This is a genomic window from Flavobacterium sp. (assembly GCF_030146175.1).
In the GTDB taxonomy this organism is placed as follows: domain Bacteria; phylum Bacteroidota; class Bacteroidia; order Flavobacteriales; family Flavobacteriaceae; genus Flavobacterium.
In genome coordinates, this window is the sequence record NZ_JASLCE010000073.1 from 1 (window position 1) to 16,781 (window position 16,781).

The following is a 16,781-nucleotide window of genomic DNA, read 5'->3' on the forward strand; positions in this document are numbered from 1 at the left end:
CCCTGTCTGATCACATCCTACGATATTGGTCAGCGGAAAGCCAAATTTTTTACCAGTCACGAAGCCGATTCGACACTGGAAAACTTTTACGTCAGAGATGTTTGTCGGGCAACAAGTGCCGCACCGACTTACTTTGAACCGGCCAAAATAAAATCATTATACGGGCAGGAATTTACGTTGATCGACGGTGGCGTTTATGCCAATAATCCGGCGTTGTGTGCCTATGCCGAAGCGCGGAAAATTGCCTTTTCGAAAATTTTAGGCGATAAGGAAAAAATCGATTATCCGGCTATTAATGACATGATCATTGTTTCAGTCGGAACCGGAGAAGTACACAAACCGTATACCTTCGAAAAGTTTGAAAACGCCGGTAAAATCAAATGGATCGGGCCGTTAATTGATATATTGCTGTCGGCCAACGTGGAAACCGTCGATTACCATTTAACCAAAATGTACGAAACCTTAGGGCCACGTAACCAGAAAAATTATTACCGACTGATGCCACAATTAAAAAATGCTTCACCGGAAATGGATGACACCTCACAAAAAAACATCTACGAACTCATCCAGGCCGGTTTGTTTTATGTGGATCAGAATCGGGAAATGCTACGGGAAATCGCCAAGAAACTGATCAAAAACAAATAGTTCCGGTGTCGACCTCATACAAACCTATTCCGGTTTATAATACCTGACCCGTTTTATACTACCTTTTTGTACCTTTGCCGAATGAAGCATACCTATCCGAAAACCGAAAAACTCAAAAGCCGAAGCACAATCGACTTATTGTTCTCTCAGGGGAAGTCGGTTTCCAAATACCCGTTGCGTTTGGTATATGTACCTTTGGAATCGGACGAATCGGGTGAAAAAATCAAAATGGGTGTTTCCGTTTCGAAAAAATATTTTAAAAAAGCCGTAGACCGCAATTATTTTAAACGGGTGTTACGCGAAACCTATCGATTAAACAAAAATAGGCTGTTGGATTCGACCGACAAGCCCTATGCTTTTATGTTTTTGTATCAAACCAAAGAACGCTTGTCGTATCAGGAAATCGAAGAAAAAACCGTGCAGCTTTTTGAAAAGTTTGCCGACTCCATCCAAAACAAAGAATTGTAAGATTTTTCATTGTAGCGAATTCCAATTCCATCTAAAATTGTACTTTTAGTTGTGATTTTACGTTGTATATCAAACTAATGGTGTTTTCTATGAAAAAAATTCTCCTTGTTGTAGCGGTCCTTATCTTTTCTATTAGCTGTAAAAACCAACAGTCCGAAGATGTGGCTGTGGCGGAATCCCTGGATGTCAAAATGATGAATCTGGAAGCCGCACCTGTGGCTGCTTCTGAAACATCAGGTTCCGGTGGATCGGAAACCCTTATCGAAGCCAAAATCATTAAAAATGCCAACCTCCGGTTTGAAACATCCGACCTCAACCAGTCGTATGCCGATATTCAGAAAGCCCTTGTAAAATATAAGGCTACCATCCAAAACGATGTGACCGGAAAAAGTAACAATTCGGTGTACCGCGACCTGACGATTCGGATTCCGAATACGGCTTTTGACGCATTTATCAACGATATCGGCAAAGGCGTTTCTCATTTTGATCGGAAAGAAATTTCATCCGAGGATGTAACCGAGGAGTATATCGATATCGAATCGCGTATCAACACCAAAAAAACGTTGGAAAAACGCTACCTGGATTTATTAAACAAAGCGACTAAAGTTTCCGAAATACTGGAAATTGAAAAAGGACTGGCTACGGTTCGCGAAGAAATCGAATCGATCGAAGGGCGATTAAAATATTTACAAAGCCGGATTGCGATGAGTACCATCACGATCGATATGTATACCCAAAATGCCTCCGAAAGTGGCGCAACCGTTTCCTACGGCAGTAAAATGTGGAATTCGTTTAAAGAAGGCTTTTTCGGAATTTCAACTTTCTTTCTTGACCTACTGCAAGTTTGGCCATTTATCCTTATTTTCGTGTTACTTTTGATTTATATACGCAAAAGATTTACCAAAAAATCCGTTTAAAAAATGCTACGTCAGTTTAAAAAAAGATATATCATTCCTGTAGTTGCAGGAGGTTTTTTATTTGTAGGTGCCAGTTTCAGGGATGACTTTTTTGAGATTGCCAAGCAGATTGAAATCTTCACAACGCTATTTAAAACCGTCAATCAGAATTATGTAGACGAGACTAATCCGGCCGATTTGATGGACAAAGCCATTAAAAACATGTTGCTGGATCTGGATCCGTATACGGTTTACTTTAACGAACAGGATGTTGCCAAATTCAAAATTAATTCGACCGGTGAATATACCGGAATCGGTGCGTATATCTCACGCCGTGAAGGTCGGTTGATCATTCGTGAACCGTACAAAAACTTTCCCGCCGACAAAGCCGGTTTAAAAGCCGGTGACGAAATTGTCCAAATTGGCGATGTAAACCTGGTTGATTTTAAAGACGATGCCGCCCAACTTTTAAAAGGTTCTAAAAATTCCAAGATCGACATACAATACAAACGTCAGGGAAAACTAATGAATACGCAGATTGTATTGGATGAAGTCGAAATTAAGGCCGTGCCTTTTTATGCTTTGCTAGCTGACAAAACAACCGGTTATATTGTATTGTCGCAGTTTAATGCCAAAGCATCGGCTGAAACCAAAGACGCACTGGAAAAATTAAAAAGTCAGGGCGCGACCCGAATTATTTTGGATTTACGCGGAAATCCGGGTGGTCTACTGCATGAAGCCGTGAACATCTGTAATCTTTTTGTACCGCAAAACGAAGTAATCGTAACCACAAAATCAAAAATTGAAAAACACAATAACAGTTATAAAACACAAAAACAACCGGTTGACCTTACGATTCCACTGGCTGTTTTGGTTGATGGAAAAAGTGCTTCCGCGTCCGAAATTGTAGCCGGAGCGTTACAGGATCTGGACAGAGCCGTAATTGTGGGTGCCAGAAGTTTCGGAAAAGGACTGGTACAACGTCCGTTGGATTTAACCTACGGAACACAGGTAAAAGTGACCATTTCCCGCTACTATACGCCATCCGGAAGATGTATTCAGGCATTGGATTATTCCAAAAAAGATAAAAACGGAAAAGCGATTCGTACCGATGCGAGTCAGTATAACGCTTTTAAAACCCGTAAAGGAAGAACCGTTTATGATGGTGGTGGTATTCAACCCGACATCGAACTTTCAGAAGCGAAAACCAGTACCATCTCGGATGCTTTGCTAAAAAACGACGGGATTTTCAACTACGTAACGCAGTATTATTATAAAAATCCGAATTTAGGAACAACCATTCCGACTTTTTCGGATACCGATTTTACGGAATTCAAAGCCTTTTTGAAAAAGGAAAAATTCGAATTCGATACCGAAACCGAACTGGCTTTAAAAAATACCTTAACCACGGCCAAAAAGGAAAAAATCGAAGAAAGTATTACTGCCGAATATCAGCAACTACTGGCCGCAGTACAACGAAGTGAAGAAAAAGAACTGGATAAAAACAAGTCTGAAATCAAAAAACTTATCGTTGACGAAATCATAAAACGCTATCAGTATAAAGAAGGATTGTATCAATATTACACAAAAAGTAACATAGAAATAACAAAAGCGCAAGCATTACTCAATAATCAGGCAGAATACAATAAAATTCTTAAAAATTAATTTTCGCAAGAATTGTGTAGGACTTTCGTTTTTTATGATAATTTTGTGATTTTAAATATTTCACATCGTGAGTTCTACACACAGCAGTAACCACCTTAATAAAGTGACCCTAGGTGGTTTAATTGTCACATTAGGAATTATTTATGGAGATATCGGAACCTCTCCATTATACGTAATGAAAGCCATTGTTGGAAAACAGGCTATCGATCCGGATGTGGTACTTGGTGCGATTTCCTGTATTTTCTGGACGCTAACCATTCAGACAACTTTTAAGTATGTAATTCTCACACTACGTGCCGACAATAAAGGGGAAGGAGGAATATTTTCGCTCTACACCCTTGTCAAAAAACTCAAAAAGCGTTGGCTGATCGTTCCCGCCATTCTCGGAGGAAGCGCCCTGCTTGCCGACGGTATTATTACACCGCCCATTTCCGTTTCTTCGGCTATCGAAGGATTGCGAACCTATAATCCGGAATTAAACACCATCCCGATTGTTATTGGAATTTTATTTGTTTTATTCTTTATTCAGCGATTCGGAACCAAACTGGTTGGAAAATTCTTCGGACCCTTAATGTTATTATGGTTTGGAATGCTCGGAACATTGGGTGTGATCCATTTATTGGGTAATGTGTCTGTTTTAAAGGCCTTAAATCCATATTATGCTTTTCATTTATTAAAAATACACCACGAAGGATTCTATGTTTTAGGCTATGTATTCCTGTGTACCACGGGAGCCGAAGCTTTATATAGCGACCTTGGACATTGTGGTATCAAAAACATCCGAATCAGCTGGATATTTGTAAAAAGTATGCTGGTACTGAACTACTTCGGTCAGGGTGCTTATCTGATTTCCAATACCGGAAGTACTTTAGTGGAACTAAGCGGAAACGCAAACAATCCCGGAAACCCGTTTTATCTGGTTATGCCGGATTGGTTTTTACCATTCGGAATTGCGATTGCAACGATGGCTGCGGTAATTGCCTCTCAGGCTTTAATTAGCGGATCGTTTACACTAATCAGTGAAGCGATGCGTCTAAACCTATGGCCAAAAGTACGCATCAAATACCCAACCGAATTAAAAGGACAATTATATATCCCATCAATCAACTGGTTGTTATTTATCGGATGTGTATTTATCGTGGTACACTTCGAAGAATCCGGAAATATGGAAGCCGCCTACGGATTGGCGATTGTGATGTGTATGATTATGACCACCATTTTACTAGGCTTCTTTATGGTTTTAAAACGATATAACCCAATCTTTATCGTCTTGGTTATCGCGTTATACTTAACCATTGAGATCTCGTTCTTCTTGGCCAATATCGAAAAATTCCCGCATGGTGGTTATGTTTCGGTATTCATTGCCGGTTTACTGGCCTTTATTATGATTGCCTGGTTTACGGCTAAAAAGATCCGAAAAGACTATACCGAATTCGTTAAAATCGACAAGTTTAAAAATGTTATTTCCGAGTTGAGTAACGACCTTTCGATACCAAAATATGCCACGCATTTGGTTTATATGACCAATGCGAGTCACGGAGACGAAGTGGAATCGAAAATTATTTATTCCATTCTTCAAAAACGTCCGAAACGAGCCGATATTTACTGGCTGATTCACGTAAACGTAGTCGACGAACCGTATGAAATGGAATACCGCGTTCGTGAGATTGTAAAAGACGATATTATCCGGGTGGATTTCTATTTGGGATTCCGTGTCGCACCGCGCATTAACCTGTTGTTTAAAAAAGTAGTTCAGGATATGGTTAAAAACGGCGAAGTAGACATTACCAGTCGTTATGAATCCCTAAACCGAAACAACGTTTTGGGTGATTTCAAATTTGTACTGATCGAAAAATTCATGTCCTACGACAACGATTTCCCTTGGTACCAACGTATTATCCTGGATATTTATTTCTTCCTGAAAAAAATCAGTTTATCCGAAGAACAGGCATTCGGATTGGATAGCAGCTCGGTAAAAATCGAACAATATCCAATTGTGATCCATCCGCCGGAAGACATCAGTCTGACCCGAATTAAAGACCGAAAATAACCTTTGAAATATGAAACGTATTGCGCTTGTTTTTCTTTTTTTGCTGACGTGTCAGTTTCTGACAGCACAGGAAGAGGTTGTACATTCTGTTTATTTTGAATTTGACAAATTTAACCTGGAAGAAAAACAGGCCAATGACGTAGTAGCTTTCGTAAAGGCGATCGATACTTCCCGCATCGAGAGCATCCAGATTTACGGTTATTGCGACGATCGCGGTAAAGATGCCTATAACTATAAGCTTTCGAACAATCGGGCCAATACGATCAAGAATAAGCTTATTGAAAAGGGAATCAAAAACAAGATCATTGTAACGATCGAAGGAAAAGGTCGGGTTTTAATTGACGACGATATTGTGGATAACCTTCCGGAAGTACGCCAGAAAAACCGACGTGTCGATGTGGTAATGAACTTTAAACCGGTTCCACCAAAACCGATTCCCGGAATGCATTCGACCATTAAAGGCGATCTGATTGTTGGCGACCGAATCTATCTTGAAAAAATTCTTTTTGATAAGGGAAGCAGTCGTTTAACGCTAAAATCGAAAAACGAACTGGAGCGGGTGGCCAAATTACTACACAAATACAAAAATCTGGAATTTGAAATTCAGGGACATATTTGCTGTACGCCAACATTCCAAAAAGAAGCGATCGACAAAGACACCAAAAAGAGAATGCTTTCGCACAACCGCGCACAAGCCGTTTATAAATTTCTGATTCAGAAAAAAATCGACAAAAAACGAATGACGTTTAAAGGCTACGGAAACACGCAACCTTTAGGCAACGGCCCGGATCAGGACCGTCGCGTGGAATTGGTTATTACGAAAGTGTAAATCGTTATTTTATCTGCATTTCGATATGCGGAATATTATCTTCCAGGTATTCGTCCGAAACCTGAACAAACCCGTGGGATTCGTAAAAACGTTTCAGGTACAGTTGTGCCGAAATGGTAATCGTGTCGGTACCGTAATGCGACTGGATTCCGTTTTTGGCTTCGCGGATCAGATCATGGCCCCATTTGCGGTCGCGGTACGATTGTTTCACCACTACCCTTCCGATGGATGCGGCATTTGGAAAATAATCGCCCGGCTGAAACAAACGGCAATATGCTACTAATTCGCCGTTAAAAGTTCCCATTAGATGTAATGCTTTTTGATCTTTACCATCAATATCCAGATAAACGCAATCCTGCTCCACTACAAAGATTTCCGAACGCAGTTGTAAGGCAGAATATAGATCGGCAAGCGAAAGTTCGTTAAATCGCTTTATTTCGAATTTTAGAGTCATGTCTGTATGGTTGTTACTAAATTATTGCAGTATGTGAACGGATTTCATAATCGCCTCCAGTTCAAAAATCATATCTCTTTTGGCATTGGACGGATCGTAAACAAAACCTTCCAAAATCAGATAGCGTTTATTTTTTTCATCGCGGATGGCATAATTCAGAAACGGTCCGCTCATAAAGTTATTCTGAAGTTCCCAGGTTCCTTTGGTTTCATAGGCGGTTTTGCCGTCGAGTCGCGTATTCATAAAATACGGCGAATAGCCTTCTTCGGTAATCATCGAGGAATGTTCCATCGTTCCGCGAATATACAAAGCACCAACAGAATCGCGAACTTTTATAATATTTCCGACGATGTCATTGTTTCTTTCGATTTGCGAAATGGGAACCTGATAAACCAAAAGACTGGAGCTGCCGGAAGGAATGTCTTTCTTCATCCAATAAAAATATTCCTTTTCATCGGCATAACGATAGGTATCCGGAATCTCAATATTGATCATAAAAACACCCCGGAGTTTATCGTCACTTAATCGGGCTTTACCCATTTTTTGCTGGATATAATGTATTTCGGAATATTTGATAATCGAAATAAGGGTTTCCGAGTGGGTTTCGATCAGGTCGAGAATCTCGTGAATGGAATAGCCGGTGATATAGAAAACATTTTGCGGTTTGGCATATTTGTTTTCTACGTGTTTGAATTCTTTGTTCAGTCCTTTAGACACGACCAAAATATTCCGACTTTGTGTTACGATGCCTTCAAAAATTTTCGGAGAGTACTGGTTGATGGTAAAAATCGGTTCTTCCTGCGGCAATCCGTCAACCGGATAAGCCAGTTTTTTACGAAGACTATCGCCTACTTCCCCGTTCCACATTACATCGTCGATCACAATGGCAATCTCATTAATATTTCCTTTTGATTCAGGCAAAAATGCTTCCCCTTGTTTCTGTCTGTCTTTACAGGAAACAAGAGAAAGCATTTGTAAGAGTATTGCAAATAAGATTGCTTTTTTCACGGATTCTTTGGGGAAATCTACCCGTTGATTTTAAGTTTCATTCCGGGTTTGATATTTTCGTTATCGATGTTATTCCATTTTTTAATTTCGGCTACCGTAATACCCGGGTGCTTTTTAGCGATGCTAAACAGTGAATCTCCTTTCTGAACGATATACATTCTTTCTTTGTTGTAGTTACGTTCTTTGCTGTTATCACGGTTTATGATTTCTTTTTTAACTTCTTTTTCAGCTTTTTCAACCACTGCTACCGTTTCCTGAGCCGGCTCCTGAATGGTTAGTTTCTGACCGATTTTGATTTCGTTACTTTCGATGTTATTCCACTCTTTCAGTTGATCAATGGTTACTTTATTCTTTTCGGCAATAGCAGTAAGATTATCCCCTTTCTGAACAACATACAAATCGTTTTCGATGGCTTTTGGCTCTACAATTTTAGGCTCGGTCACTTTTGGTTCCGCCGTTTTCTTTTTGGCTGCCGATCGGTCGGCTACCATAACGTTGGTTTCGAATTCAATTTTTAGTTTTTGTCCGGCATTAACGGTATTCTTTTTCAGCTTGTTCCATTTCTTCAATTCGGCAACGGTCACATTGTTTTTTGAAGAAATCTCCGAAAGGTTATCGCCACGCTTAACGGTATAATATTTAATACGCGTCTTTTTAACCGCCTTCATCGGGAAATCTTCGACATTGGCTATAGCAAGCGAATCGCGTTTTGTGGTACGTTGTGCAATGGCATCTTTACGAATGTTGGTCGTGGTAAACGGTTTTTCACGTTTCTCTTCTTCATATTGCACGTATGCATAAATCTTATCTTCATTCGAAACAAACATTCCTGCTTTTTGTTTTGGCAAACGAATGTAATGGGCTTTATCGGTTACATAAGGAACCACATCCAGTTTATAGATTGGGTTTAACAAACGCAATTGTTCTACCGGTACATCCAATAAATCGGAAAGTTGTTTGAACGACATTTTTTGTTTTACCATTAGCGTATCGGTTTCAAAATACGTCAATGGTGCGCGTTTCGGAACGATTCCGTGTTCTTTGCGGTATTCGTAGATATACATCGTTGCCAGGAAAGCCGGAAGATACCCTTGTGTTTCCTTGTGCATGTATTTACGGATATTCCAATAATTTGTCAATCCTCCGGAACGACGGATTGCTTTGGCTACGTTTCCAGGTCCGGTGTTATAGGATGCCAGAACCAAATCCCAGTCTCCAAAAATACCGTACATGGTCGACAAATACTGACAAGCGGCTTCCGTTGCTTTCATCGGATCGCTACGCTCGTCTACATAGGAATTCACTTCCAGGTTGTATTGTTTTCCGGTAGCATACATAAACTGCCATAATCCGGTAGCGCCGACTCTTGATTTTGCTTTTGGATTTAAAGCTGATTCCACAACCGCTAAATATTTAACTTCCAATGGAATATTATATTTGGCAAGCTTTTCTTCAAACATCGGGAAATAATATTCCGAAATGGCCATCATTCTTTCGAAAGCCTTCGGTCTGTTTTTCAGGAATGATTTAATAATATTTTCAAGTCCCTGATTGTATTCGATGTTGAAAGGTGATTTTTCGTCCAGTCTTTTTAAGCGGTCTTTCAGTAAATCTGTTGGCAGGTCGTAGGCTACTTCCTGATCGATATTTACTTTGGCAAGATCGGATTCCATATCGGTAAACAAATCCTGATTGCTTAATTCCTTCATCCACATTTCGTCGATGCAGGCACTGGTTTCATATTTTACGAACGTCGATTTTAGAGAGTCCAGATAGGACAATTTGATTTCCGGTTTAGCCGGGACTTCATTTTCGGCTGTCTCCTGAGCCATAGCGCCCAGACTGATCAGACCTAAAAACAAAGACAATAATTTTTTATTATCCATACATTCTATCTTATAACATGTTAAATTTCAATTTCTTATGTAAGCCATGCAAACATAATAGCTAATAACTTATATTTTGTTTAAATATTGTTAAAAATGGCAATTTATTCCAAAATGGCCGCGATTCCGGGCAATGTTTTCCCTTCCAGCATTTCCAACATTGCTCCTCCACCGGTGGAAACATAGCTCATTTTCGGTTCCAATCCAAATTGTTTTACTGCAGCTACAGAATCACCACCGCCTACAAGTGAAAAAGCACCGTTTTTAGTGGCTTCGGCAATAAAGTTTCCAAGGGTAATGGTTCCTTCGGCAAATTTTTCCAATTCAAAAACACCCAATGGTCCGTTCCATAAAATTGTTTTTGAGTTTTTGATTACGTCTTTTAACGCTTCCAATGATTTTGGTCCCACGTCCAATCCCTGCCATCCATCCGGAATCTGATTGACATCAACAATTTGGGTATTGGCTTCGTTTGAAAAAGCATCAGCAGCCACTACATCTACCGGAAGGTGAATTTGTACATTTTTGGCTTTTGCTTGTGCTATAATGTCTAATGCTAATTCCAGCTTATCGTCTTCACAAATGGAATTTCCGATATGGCCGCCCAATGCTTTGATAAAGGTAAATGTCATTCCGCCACCAATAATCATATGGTCAATTTTATCCAGGATATTCTCAATTACGGTAATTTTAGACGATACTTTGGATCCGCCCAAAACAGCCGTTACCGGTTTTTCGGCTTGGTGTAATACTTTGTTTAAACTTTCGATTTCTTTTGCCAACAGGAATCCGAAGCATTTGCTTTCCGGAAAGAACTGGGCAATAATCGTTGTTGAAGCATGCGCTCTGTGTGCCGTTCCGAAAGCATCATTCACATAGATGTCTCCCAATTTGGCTAGTTTTTTAGCAAATTCCACATCGCCTTTTTCTTCTTCGGCGTGGAAACGCAGGTTTTCCAATAGCAATACTTCACCCGGTTTTAAGTTGGCTGCAGCATTTTCGGCTACCGAACCAATACAATCGGATGCAAATGTTACCGGAACACCTAATACCTCAGCGGTTTTTGCTACAATATGTTTTAATGAATATTTTTCTTCTACGCCTTTCGGACGTCCTAAATGGGACATTAGAATAACGCTTCCACCCTCATTTAAAATTTTATCGATCGTTGGCTTGGCTGCTTCGATACGGGTTGCATCGGTTACTTCGAAATTTTCGTTAAGCGGCACATTAAAGTCAACACGGATAATCGCTTTTTTATCTTTAAAATTAAAATCTGTAAGGGTTTTCATTGTATTTTCTTTGTTGATTGTTTGTTTAATAATCTACAAATATAGTATTTTTATTTTTTATGCCCTTTTTTCTATTTTATTTAAATTTTTTAAGTGGGTAAATGCGTAATGTTTATTTATCCGAGCCGAAATGCGGCTTTTACTGCGGAAATGATTTTTGAAAAGAAATACGTAATTCCCGGTTATTCGTTTTCTTTTTCGAGATAGCAAATCGCCAGATTGGGATGCATCGGGAACGAAAGGATTTCCCAGTGCGCCGTAGCATCGGTATCTTTGGAAAGCAAATAATGCCTGTCGACAATATCGACCAGTACCATCAGCGGCGTATAAAATGTAATTCCGATTTTATGACGCGACGGATCGTTGCTATCGGTATTCACAATGTCGAGTTTATAATTTACAAATGGCAAATAGGAATTTCCCAGCGCATCCTGCAACTCGTAGATGTTTCCTTTAAGCTGACGGATATAGGGTTCGGCTGCCATTCCGGTTAAAAAATGCAGCTTTTCGGCTTTTTCATTTTCGTATAACAACTCCCGAAAAGTCGGTTTTGGATTTTCCGGATTATTGTACAACTGTTGTTGCATCCGGTATTCCCGATAGGTATCTTCAAAAACATATTTTTGCCAGGTCACAGTAGTGGAGCTATCGATCACCAATCGGAAAGCCATTCGGATTTTAGAAAACTTCATCTTACAAGGTGTTAAAGCAAAAAAGAAGATACCGTTTCGAGTATCTTCTTCTGTTTGCCTGAGTTATTATTGGACTATCATTTTTTTACTTTCTGTGAAAACACCGTTTTCATTTTCTATTATAACTCTGTAAATATAATAACCGCTACTCAGACTTTTTCTGCTGATCAATAAATAATTGGTTCCTGCCGGATACTCCTCATTTATGGGTGTATCGATGAGTCTTCCGGTAAGATCGTATAATTCCATTTTTACTTTTGAATAGGAATTTAACTCCAGTGGAATTTTGGTGCTATCGGTAAATGGATTCGGAAAATTCTGACTTAACTGGAATTCCGAAATGGTAACATCCTCGATTCCAAGCGTCGGTCCGGCTACAAAAATCGTATGGGATAACGTAAAGCCTTCGGCGATGCTTCCGGTAACCGCACCAAGCTCGTTGGTAACGCCATCCGAAAAAACATTATCGGTTGCATTGTATGTATAACCCGACATCCCTTTGGTATAACCATAACTCGTAGCCGAATTCACCTGAACCACCGCACTGTTAGCTCCTTCCGGGAAAGCAATTTGGGTGATCAGAAGTGAGGTTCCGGACGCATTGTAAATATGCACGTGAATATGCGTCGCTCTTCCGGTATACCATCCCGGAAAAATGGAGGTATAACTAACAAGTCCGTTAGCATCAGTAGTTTGTCTTCCTCTTAAAAAGTGGTTGGTTGTATAATTGGTTGGTTGCATACCGGTTCCGCCATATTCGGAATAATTACCGTCTTTATCACAATGCCAGATATCGACAATAGCACCGGAAAAAGCATTACAATTTCCATTGACATTTTTTACGGTAATATTAATCGTAAAAGGAACACCGGTACGGTCGCCAATAATGTTGGTTCGTACCCATGAAGCCGGCGAAATGGTTGGAAAAGGTCCAGCCGTTTCACTGTTGGTCACACTACACGCCAATGCGGCAGTTGTTTCTTCCGGCATTTCTTTTTCGGTACCCATAGCACGCAAAAGTGATGGTGCCGCAGCAACCATTCCAAGGAAACCCAGACTGTTTTTTAAAAATACTTTTCTTTCCATACTCTTTTAGCTTTTTCGTTACTCAAAATTAAATTTGTTAACAGGGAAAGCCAAAAAAATGAGGTAAACTGTTTTTATTTTGCGGTAAATGTCATTTTAAGCATAGCATTCGAACAGCAAAAGCATACTGTTTTCGGCAAGCGATTCGAATTCAATGGTTTCGGAGGCATCGATAGCCAGGCCATCGCGGTTTTCGACAAGTCGGTTCTGGAATTCGAAAGCCCCGTTTAGTACAAAGGCAAAAATACCGTTGTTTTTATTTTGCGGTATATAGACATCCTCTTTCCGTCCGTCGAATATTCCGATGCGCATGGCAAAATCCGGATGTTCGATAACCTGCAACATTTCGTTCCTTTGATTCAAATCAAACGAAAATAAAGCCAACTCCAATTCCGCTGTTGTTTTGAAACGAATTTGAAGGTAATTCACCTGTCTGTTTTCGTAGGGATTCTGTAACGCAAAACCTTGTCCATCGGAAGCAGAAAAAAAATAACATTCCTCGATGTGGATAAAATACGTTCCGGAAGCCGTTATACAATCGATCGCACCAGCTAACGGAACAATCAGAATACTTTGATTATCGGTAACGGAATACCGAACTGTTTCTTTGGCCGCCAGCATTTCTTCGTTCAACACCTCTAGCAAATGATACGGTTTCCGGCTTTCCTCCTGATACGTTTCAAAGTTAAAAGTGGCCAAACAACGATGGATATCCGTTTCAAAATGACCTCTCAGATGCGCTTTATAGATTTGCGCCTGTTGTTGTATGAATTTTGTCATTTATCTGTTTTCTAAAATTTTAAAAAAATCGGCTTCGTAGGTGGCGCTAACCGGTATTTCCTCCTTATCAATAAAAATGATTTTACTTTTCACCCGATCGATTTTGGATAGCGAAACGATAAACGAACGATGCACTCTAAAAAAGGCATCCGTCGGTAATTTCTCCAGAATGCTTTTCATCGTCATTCGAGCCACCACGGTTTTCTGATTCCGGATATGGATTTTCAGATAATCGTCCAGTCCTTCGATGAACAGGATTTCGGTAACCGGAATTTTTATCAGACTATAATCCGCGCGAATAAAAAGAAACTGCGAATCGGTTGCCGTATTTTTCTGATCCTGTACCAACTGGCTTTTGGCTTTTTCAACCGCCTGTTCAAAGCGTGAAAACGAAAACGGTTTTAGCAGGTAATCCGTAGCGTTGAGCGTAAAACCTTCCACTGCAAATTCCGAATAAGCCGTTGTAAAAATCACACTGATTTTATGGGGTACTTTTTTAAAAAAATCAATACCCGAAATCGATGGCATATTGATATCGAGAAACAGTAAATCCGTTGGATATTTTTTCAGGTATTTTAATGCTTCGTCCGATCGGGTAAATATTTTTTTCAATTCAATACCTTCGATCTGGTCGCAAAAACTTTGCAACACTTCCAAAGCAGGCGGTTCATCGTCGAGTGCTATAGCGTAAATCATAATTCGAGCGTTAGTACGGTAGTATAACTTTCTTTTGTTTCGGTAATTTCCAGATCGTATTTATCGGGATAAAGACGTTCCAGTCGTTCCATCGTGTTTTGCAATCCCATTCCTTTTTCGGTTTGAACCGAACTGACTTTTTTATTAAAAACCAACAATTGCAAAGTCGTATCGTTAATCAGAATCTGAATCCGGATTTCCGAATTCTCGTCCGGATTTACCCCGTGTTTAAAGGCATTTTCGATAAACGAAATCAGAAGCAATGGTGTTATTTTCTTTTCGAAATGTCCTTCCGGAGCGTCATACCCGATCGTAACGGTATTCCCGAGCCGCGATCGTTGCAATTCGATATAATTGTGGATATAATTTAATTCCTTATCCAATGCAATGGTATCGTCGTGTGCATCGCGGATGATGTAGCGCATCAGTTCCGAAAGCTGCACAATGGCATCGGCGGTACGATTATCTTTCCGAATCGCCAATGCATAAATACTGTTGAGTGTATTAAATAAAAAGTGCGGATTGATTTGCGCTTTAAGCAATGAAATTTCAGCCTGCATTTTATCGCGCTCCACATGTTGCAATCTTCTATTAATTGCTAAGAAAAGACTTGTTAAAACACCAATTAAATAAATCAATACCGTATTAAAGTGCTCGTTAGGTTTTTGCATCGGACCGGGACCAAATCCGGGTTTTGGTCCCGGCGGATGAATTGGTTTTGGGCGTGCCATTCTTTCGATATTAAAAAGATCGATATCCGGTTTGTCGAAAAAATGAGAGGTAAAAAGCAATACGATCAGAAAAACAAAAAGCAACACAAAATAGAGCGTCTTCTTATTTGAAAAATAAAGCTTTGGAATAAAATAGTAATAGTTCACATAGAAAAAAACGAGCAAGCCTACATAAACCGAAAAGTACGTCCTGTCGTGGCCATTATGAAGAATATCCGGAATCCGGATGATACTCGTTTGCGAAGATAACAGATACGGCAATACCAGAAATGACAGGCAAATGCAAAAGTGGTAGGCATAAAACGAAATCTTCTTTTTCATTTTTCTAACAGTTAACCTATCAAAAATACAGTTATTTGATTGAAGCGATAAATAATTGCGGTAAATAATGCAATTTTTGCGGTGAGCGAGAAAGCTGTTTTTACTGTTGGTGTTTTATTCTATATTTGCTCTATGCTATTTTCAGAAATTTTAGGACAAGCCCATATTAAAAGCCATCTGACCAAAAGCGCCGATTCCGGACGCATCCCACATGCACAGCTTTTTGTTGGTCCGGAAGGATCGGGTACACTGGCGATGGCCATTTCGTATGCCCAATATATTTTATGTTCCAATACCAACGGAGAAAACACTTCGGGAAATGAAGCCTGTAATCTGAAATTCGAACATTTTTCACATCCCGATTTGCATTTTGTATTTCCGGTTTCGACCAATGACGAAATAAAAAGTCACCCGGTAAGTGCCAATTTTCTAAAATACTGGCGTGAGTTTGTAACCCAAACACCCTACGGTAGTCTTTTTGATTGGTATAAAACTATTGGGATTCAGAACAAACAGGGACAAATTGGTGTAGACGAAGCACAGGAAATTGTAAAATCCTTATCGCTCAAAGCCTACGAAGGCGGTTATAAAGTGATGATTATCTGGATGGCCGATAAAATGAATATCGCCACGTCGAACAAACTTTTAAAATTACTGGAAGAACCACCACAAAAAACGGTATTCCTATTGATCACCGAAAATGAAAACGATATCCTGCAAACGATTTTATCCCGTTGTCAGGTATTGCATTTTGGCGGACTTCCGGAAAGTATTATCGCCGACGCTTTGGTTTCACGTGAAAAAACAGACGAAAAAACGGCTTTTAAAATAGCCCATCAGGCACAGGGAAATTATAATAAAGCTTTACAATTGCTACACACAACCGAGGACGATTATCCGTTTGAAGCCTGGTTTGTACAATGGGTACGGGCAGCGTTTCGCGCCAAAGGAAATGCAGCGGCGATTCAGGATCTGATTTCATGGAGTGAGTCTATTGCCGGAATTGGTCGTGAAGCACAAAAACAATTTTTGCATTTTTGTATTGAAATGTTCCGTCAGGCCTTATTACTCAACTACCAATCCCCTTCTCTGGTTTATATAGAACCTACGGTTGAAAAATTTAAACTGGAGAATTTTGCACCTTTCGTAAACGGTAACAATATCAACGATATTTTTAAAGAATTGTCGGATGCCATTTACCATATTGAGCGTAACGGAAACGCAAAAATTATCCTGACCGATTTATCGATAAAACTAACACGTTTAATTCATAAAAAATAAA

At 39.8% G+C, this 16,781-nt stretch carries 16 protein-coding genes; 7 read left to right on the forward strand and 9 right to left on the reverse strand.

Going from position 1 to position 16,781, the window contains the following annotated elements:
* The 6 genes from Q1R07_RS08650 to Q1R07_RS08675 all read left to right on the forward strand — a co-directional run.
* On the forward strand, positions 1-645 hold a 645-nt coding region (locus Q1R07_RS08650), incomplete at its 5' end, for a patatin-like phospholipase family protein (RefSeq protein WP_300488665.1).
* 81 nt (positions 646-726) lie between these two features.
* The gene (gene rnpA, locus Q1R07_RS08655) at positions 727-1,113 is read left to right on the forward strand and encodes a ribonuclease P protein component (protein ID WP_300488667.1); all 387 of its coding nucleotides are present in this window, start codon (positions 727-729) and stop codon (positions 1,111-1,113) included.
* Between the two features lie 89 nt (positions 1,114-1,202).
* Positions 1,203-2,030 (forward strand): DUF4349 domain-containing protein, encoded by an 828-nt coding sequence (locus tag Q1R07_RS08660; RefSeq protein WP_300488670.1) that lies wholly within the window; start codon positions 1,203-1,205, stop codon positions 2,028-2,030.
* 3 nt (positions 2,031-2,033) lie between these two features.
* Complete coding sequence (locus tag Q1R07_RS08665) at positions 2,034-3,674, forward strand: S41 family peptidase (protein WP_300488673.1); 1,641 nt, start codon at positions 2,034-2,036, stop codon at positions 3,672-3,674.
* A gap of 67 nt (positions 3,675-3,741) precedes the next feature.
* On the forward strand, positions 3,742-5,724 hold the full coding sequence (locus Q1R07_RS08670) for a KUP/HAK/KT family potassium transporter (RefSeq protein WP_300488676.1): 1,983 nt from the start codon (positions 3,742-3,744) through the stop codon (positions 5,722-5,724).
* Positions 5,725-5,734: 10 nt separating this feature from the next.
* Entirely contained in the window at positions 5,735-6,553 is an 819-nt protein-coding gene (locus Q1R07_RS08675; RefSeq protein ID WP_300488678.1) for an OmpA family protein, read from the forward strand.
* Between the two features lie 4 nt (positions 6,554-6,557).
* Here Q1R07_RS08675 and Q1R07_RS08680 read toward each other — a convergent pair whose 3' ends face one another.
* The 9 genes from Q1R07_RS08680 to Q1R07_RS08720 form a co-directional block, all read right to left on the reverse strand.
* A complete protein-coding gene (locus Q1R07_RS08680; RefSeq protein WP_300488681.1) occupies positions 6,558-7,007 on the reverse strand; it encodes a GNAT family N-acetyltransferase in 450 nt (149 codons plus the stop codon).
* Between the two features lie 21 nt (positions 7,008-7,028).
* Complete coding sequence (locus tag Q1R07_RS08685; protein WP_300488684.1) at positions 7,029-8,015, reverse strand: DUF4837 family protein; 987 nt, start codon at positions 8,013-8,015, stop codon at positions 7,029-7,031.
* 17 nt (positions 8,016-8,032) lie between these two features.
* Complete coding sequence (locus tag Q1R07_RS08690) at positions 8,033-9,901, reverse strand: lytic transglycosylase domain-containing protein (RefSeq protein WP_300488687.1); 1,869 nt, start codon at positions 9,899-9,901, stop codon at positions 8,033-8,035.
* A gap of 104 nt (positions 9,902-10,005) precedes the next feature.
* The gene (locus Q1R07_RS08695; RefSeq protein WP_300488690.1) at positions 10,006-11,193 is read right to left on the reverse strand and encodes a phosphoglycerate kinase; all 1,188 of its coding nucleotides are present in this window, start codon (positions 11,191-11,193) and stop codon (positions 10,006-10,008) included.
* A 182-nt stretch (positions 11,194-11,375) separates the two neighbouring features.
* Positions 11,376-11,885 carry a hypothetical protein gene (locus Q1R07_RS08700; protein WP_300488693.1) on the reverse strand — a complete coding sequence of 170 codons (510 nt, stop codon included), beginning with the start codon at positions 11,883-11,885 and terminating at the stop codon, positions 11,376-11,378.
* Positions 11,886-11,951: 66 nt separating this feature from the next.
* Positions 11,952-12,971 carry a T9SS type A sorting domain-containing protein gene (locus tag Q1R07_RS08705; RefSeq protein ID WP_300488696.1) on the reverse strand — a complete coding sequence of 340 codons (1,020 nt, stop codon included), beginning with the start codon at positions 12,969-12,971 and terminating at the stop codon, positions 11,952-11,954.
* 96 nt (positions 12,972-13,067) lie between these two features.
* Positions 13,068-13,751, reverse strand: coding sequence for a hypothetical protein (locus Q1R07_RS08710; RefSeq protein WP_300488699.1), 684 nt, complete (start codon positions 13,749-13,751; stop codon positions 13,068-13,070).
* Positions 13,752-14,447 (reverse strand): LytTR family DNA-binding domain-containing protein, encoded by a 696-nt coding sequence (locus Q1R07_RS08715; RefSeq protein ID WP_300488702.1) that lies wholly within the window; start codon positions 14,445-14,447, stop codon positions 13,752-13,754.
* Entirely contained in the window at positions 14,444-15,499 is a 1,056-nt protein-coding gene (locus Q1R07_RS08720) for a histidine kinase (RefSeq protein ID WP_300488705.1), read from the reverse strand. The genes Q1R07_RS08715 and Q1R07_RS08720 overlap by 4 nt, the downstream gene beginning before the upstream one ends.
* 132 nt (positions 15,500-15,631) lie before the next feature.
* On the opposite strand from Q1R07_RS08720, the gene Q1R07_RS08725 reads away from it, so the two are divergent.
* Entirely contained in the window at positions 15,632-16,780 is a 1,149-nt protein-coding gene (locus Q1R07_RS08725; RefSeq protein ID WP_300488708.1) for a DNA polymerase III subunit delta', read from the forward strand.
* The last annotated feature ends 1 nt before the right edge of the window (position 16,781 follow it).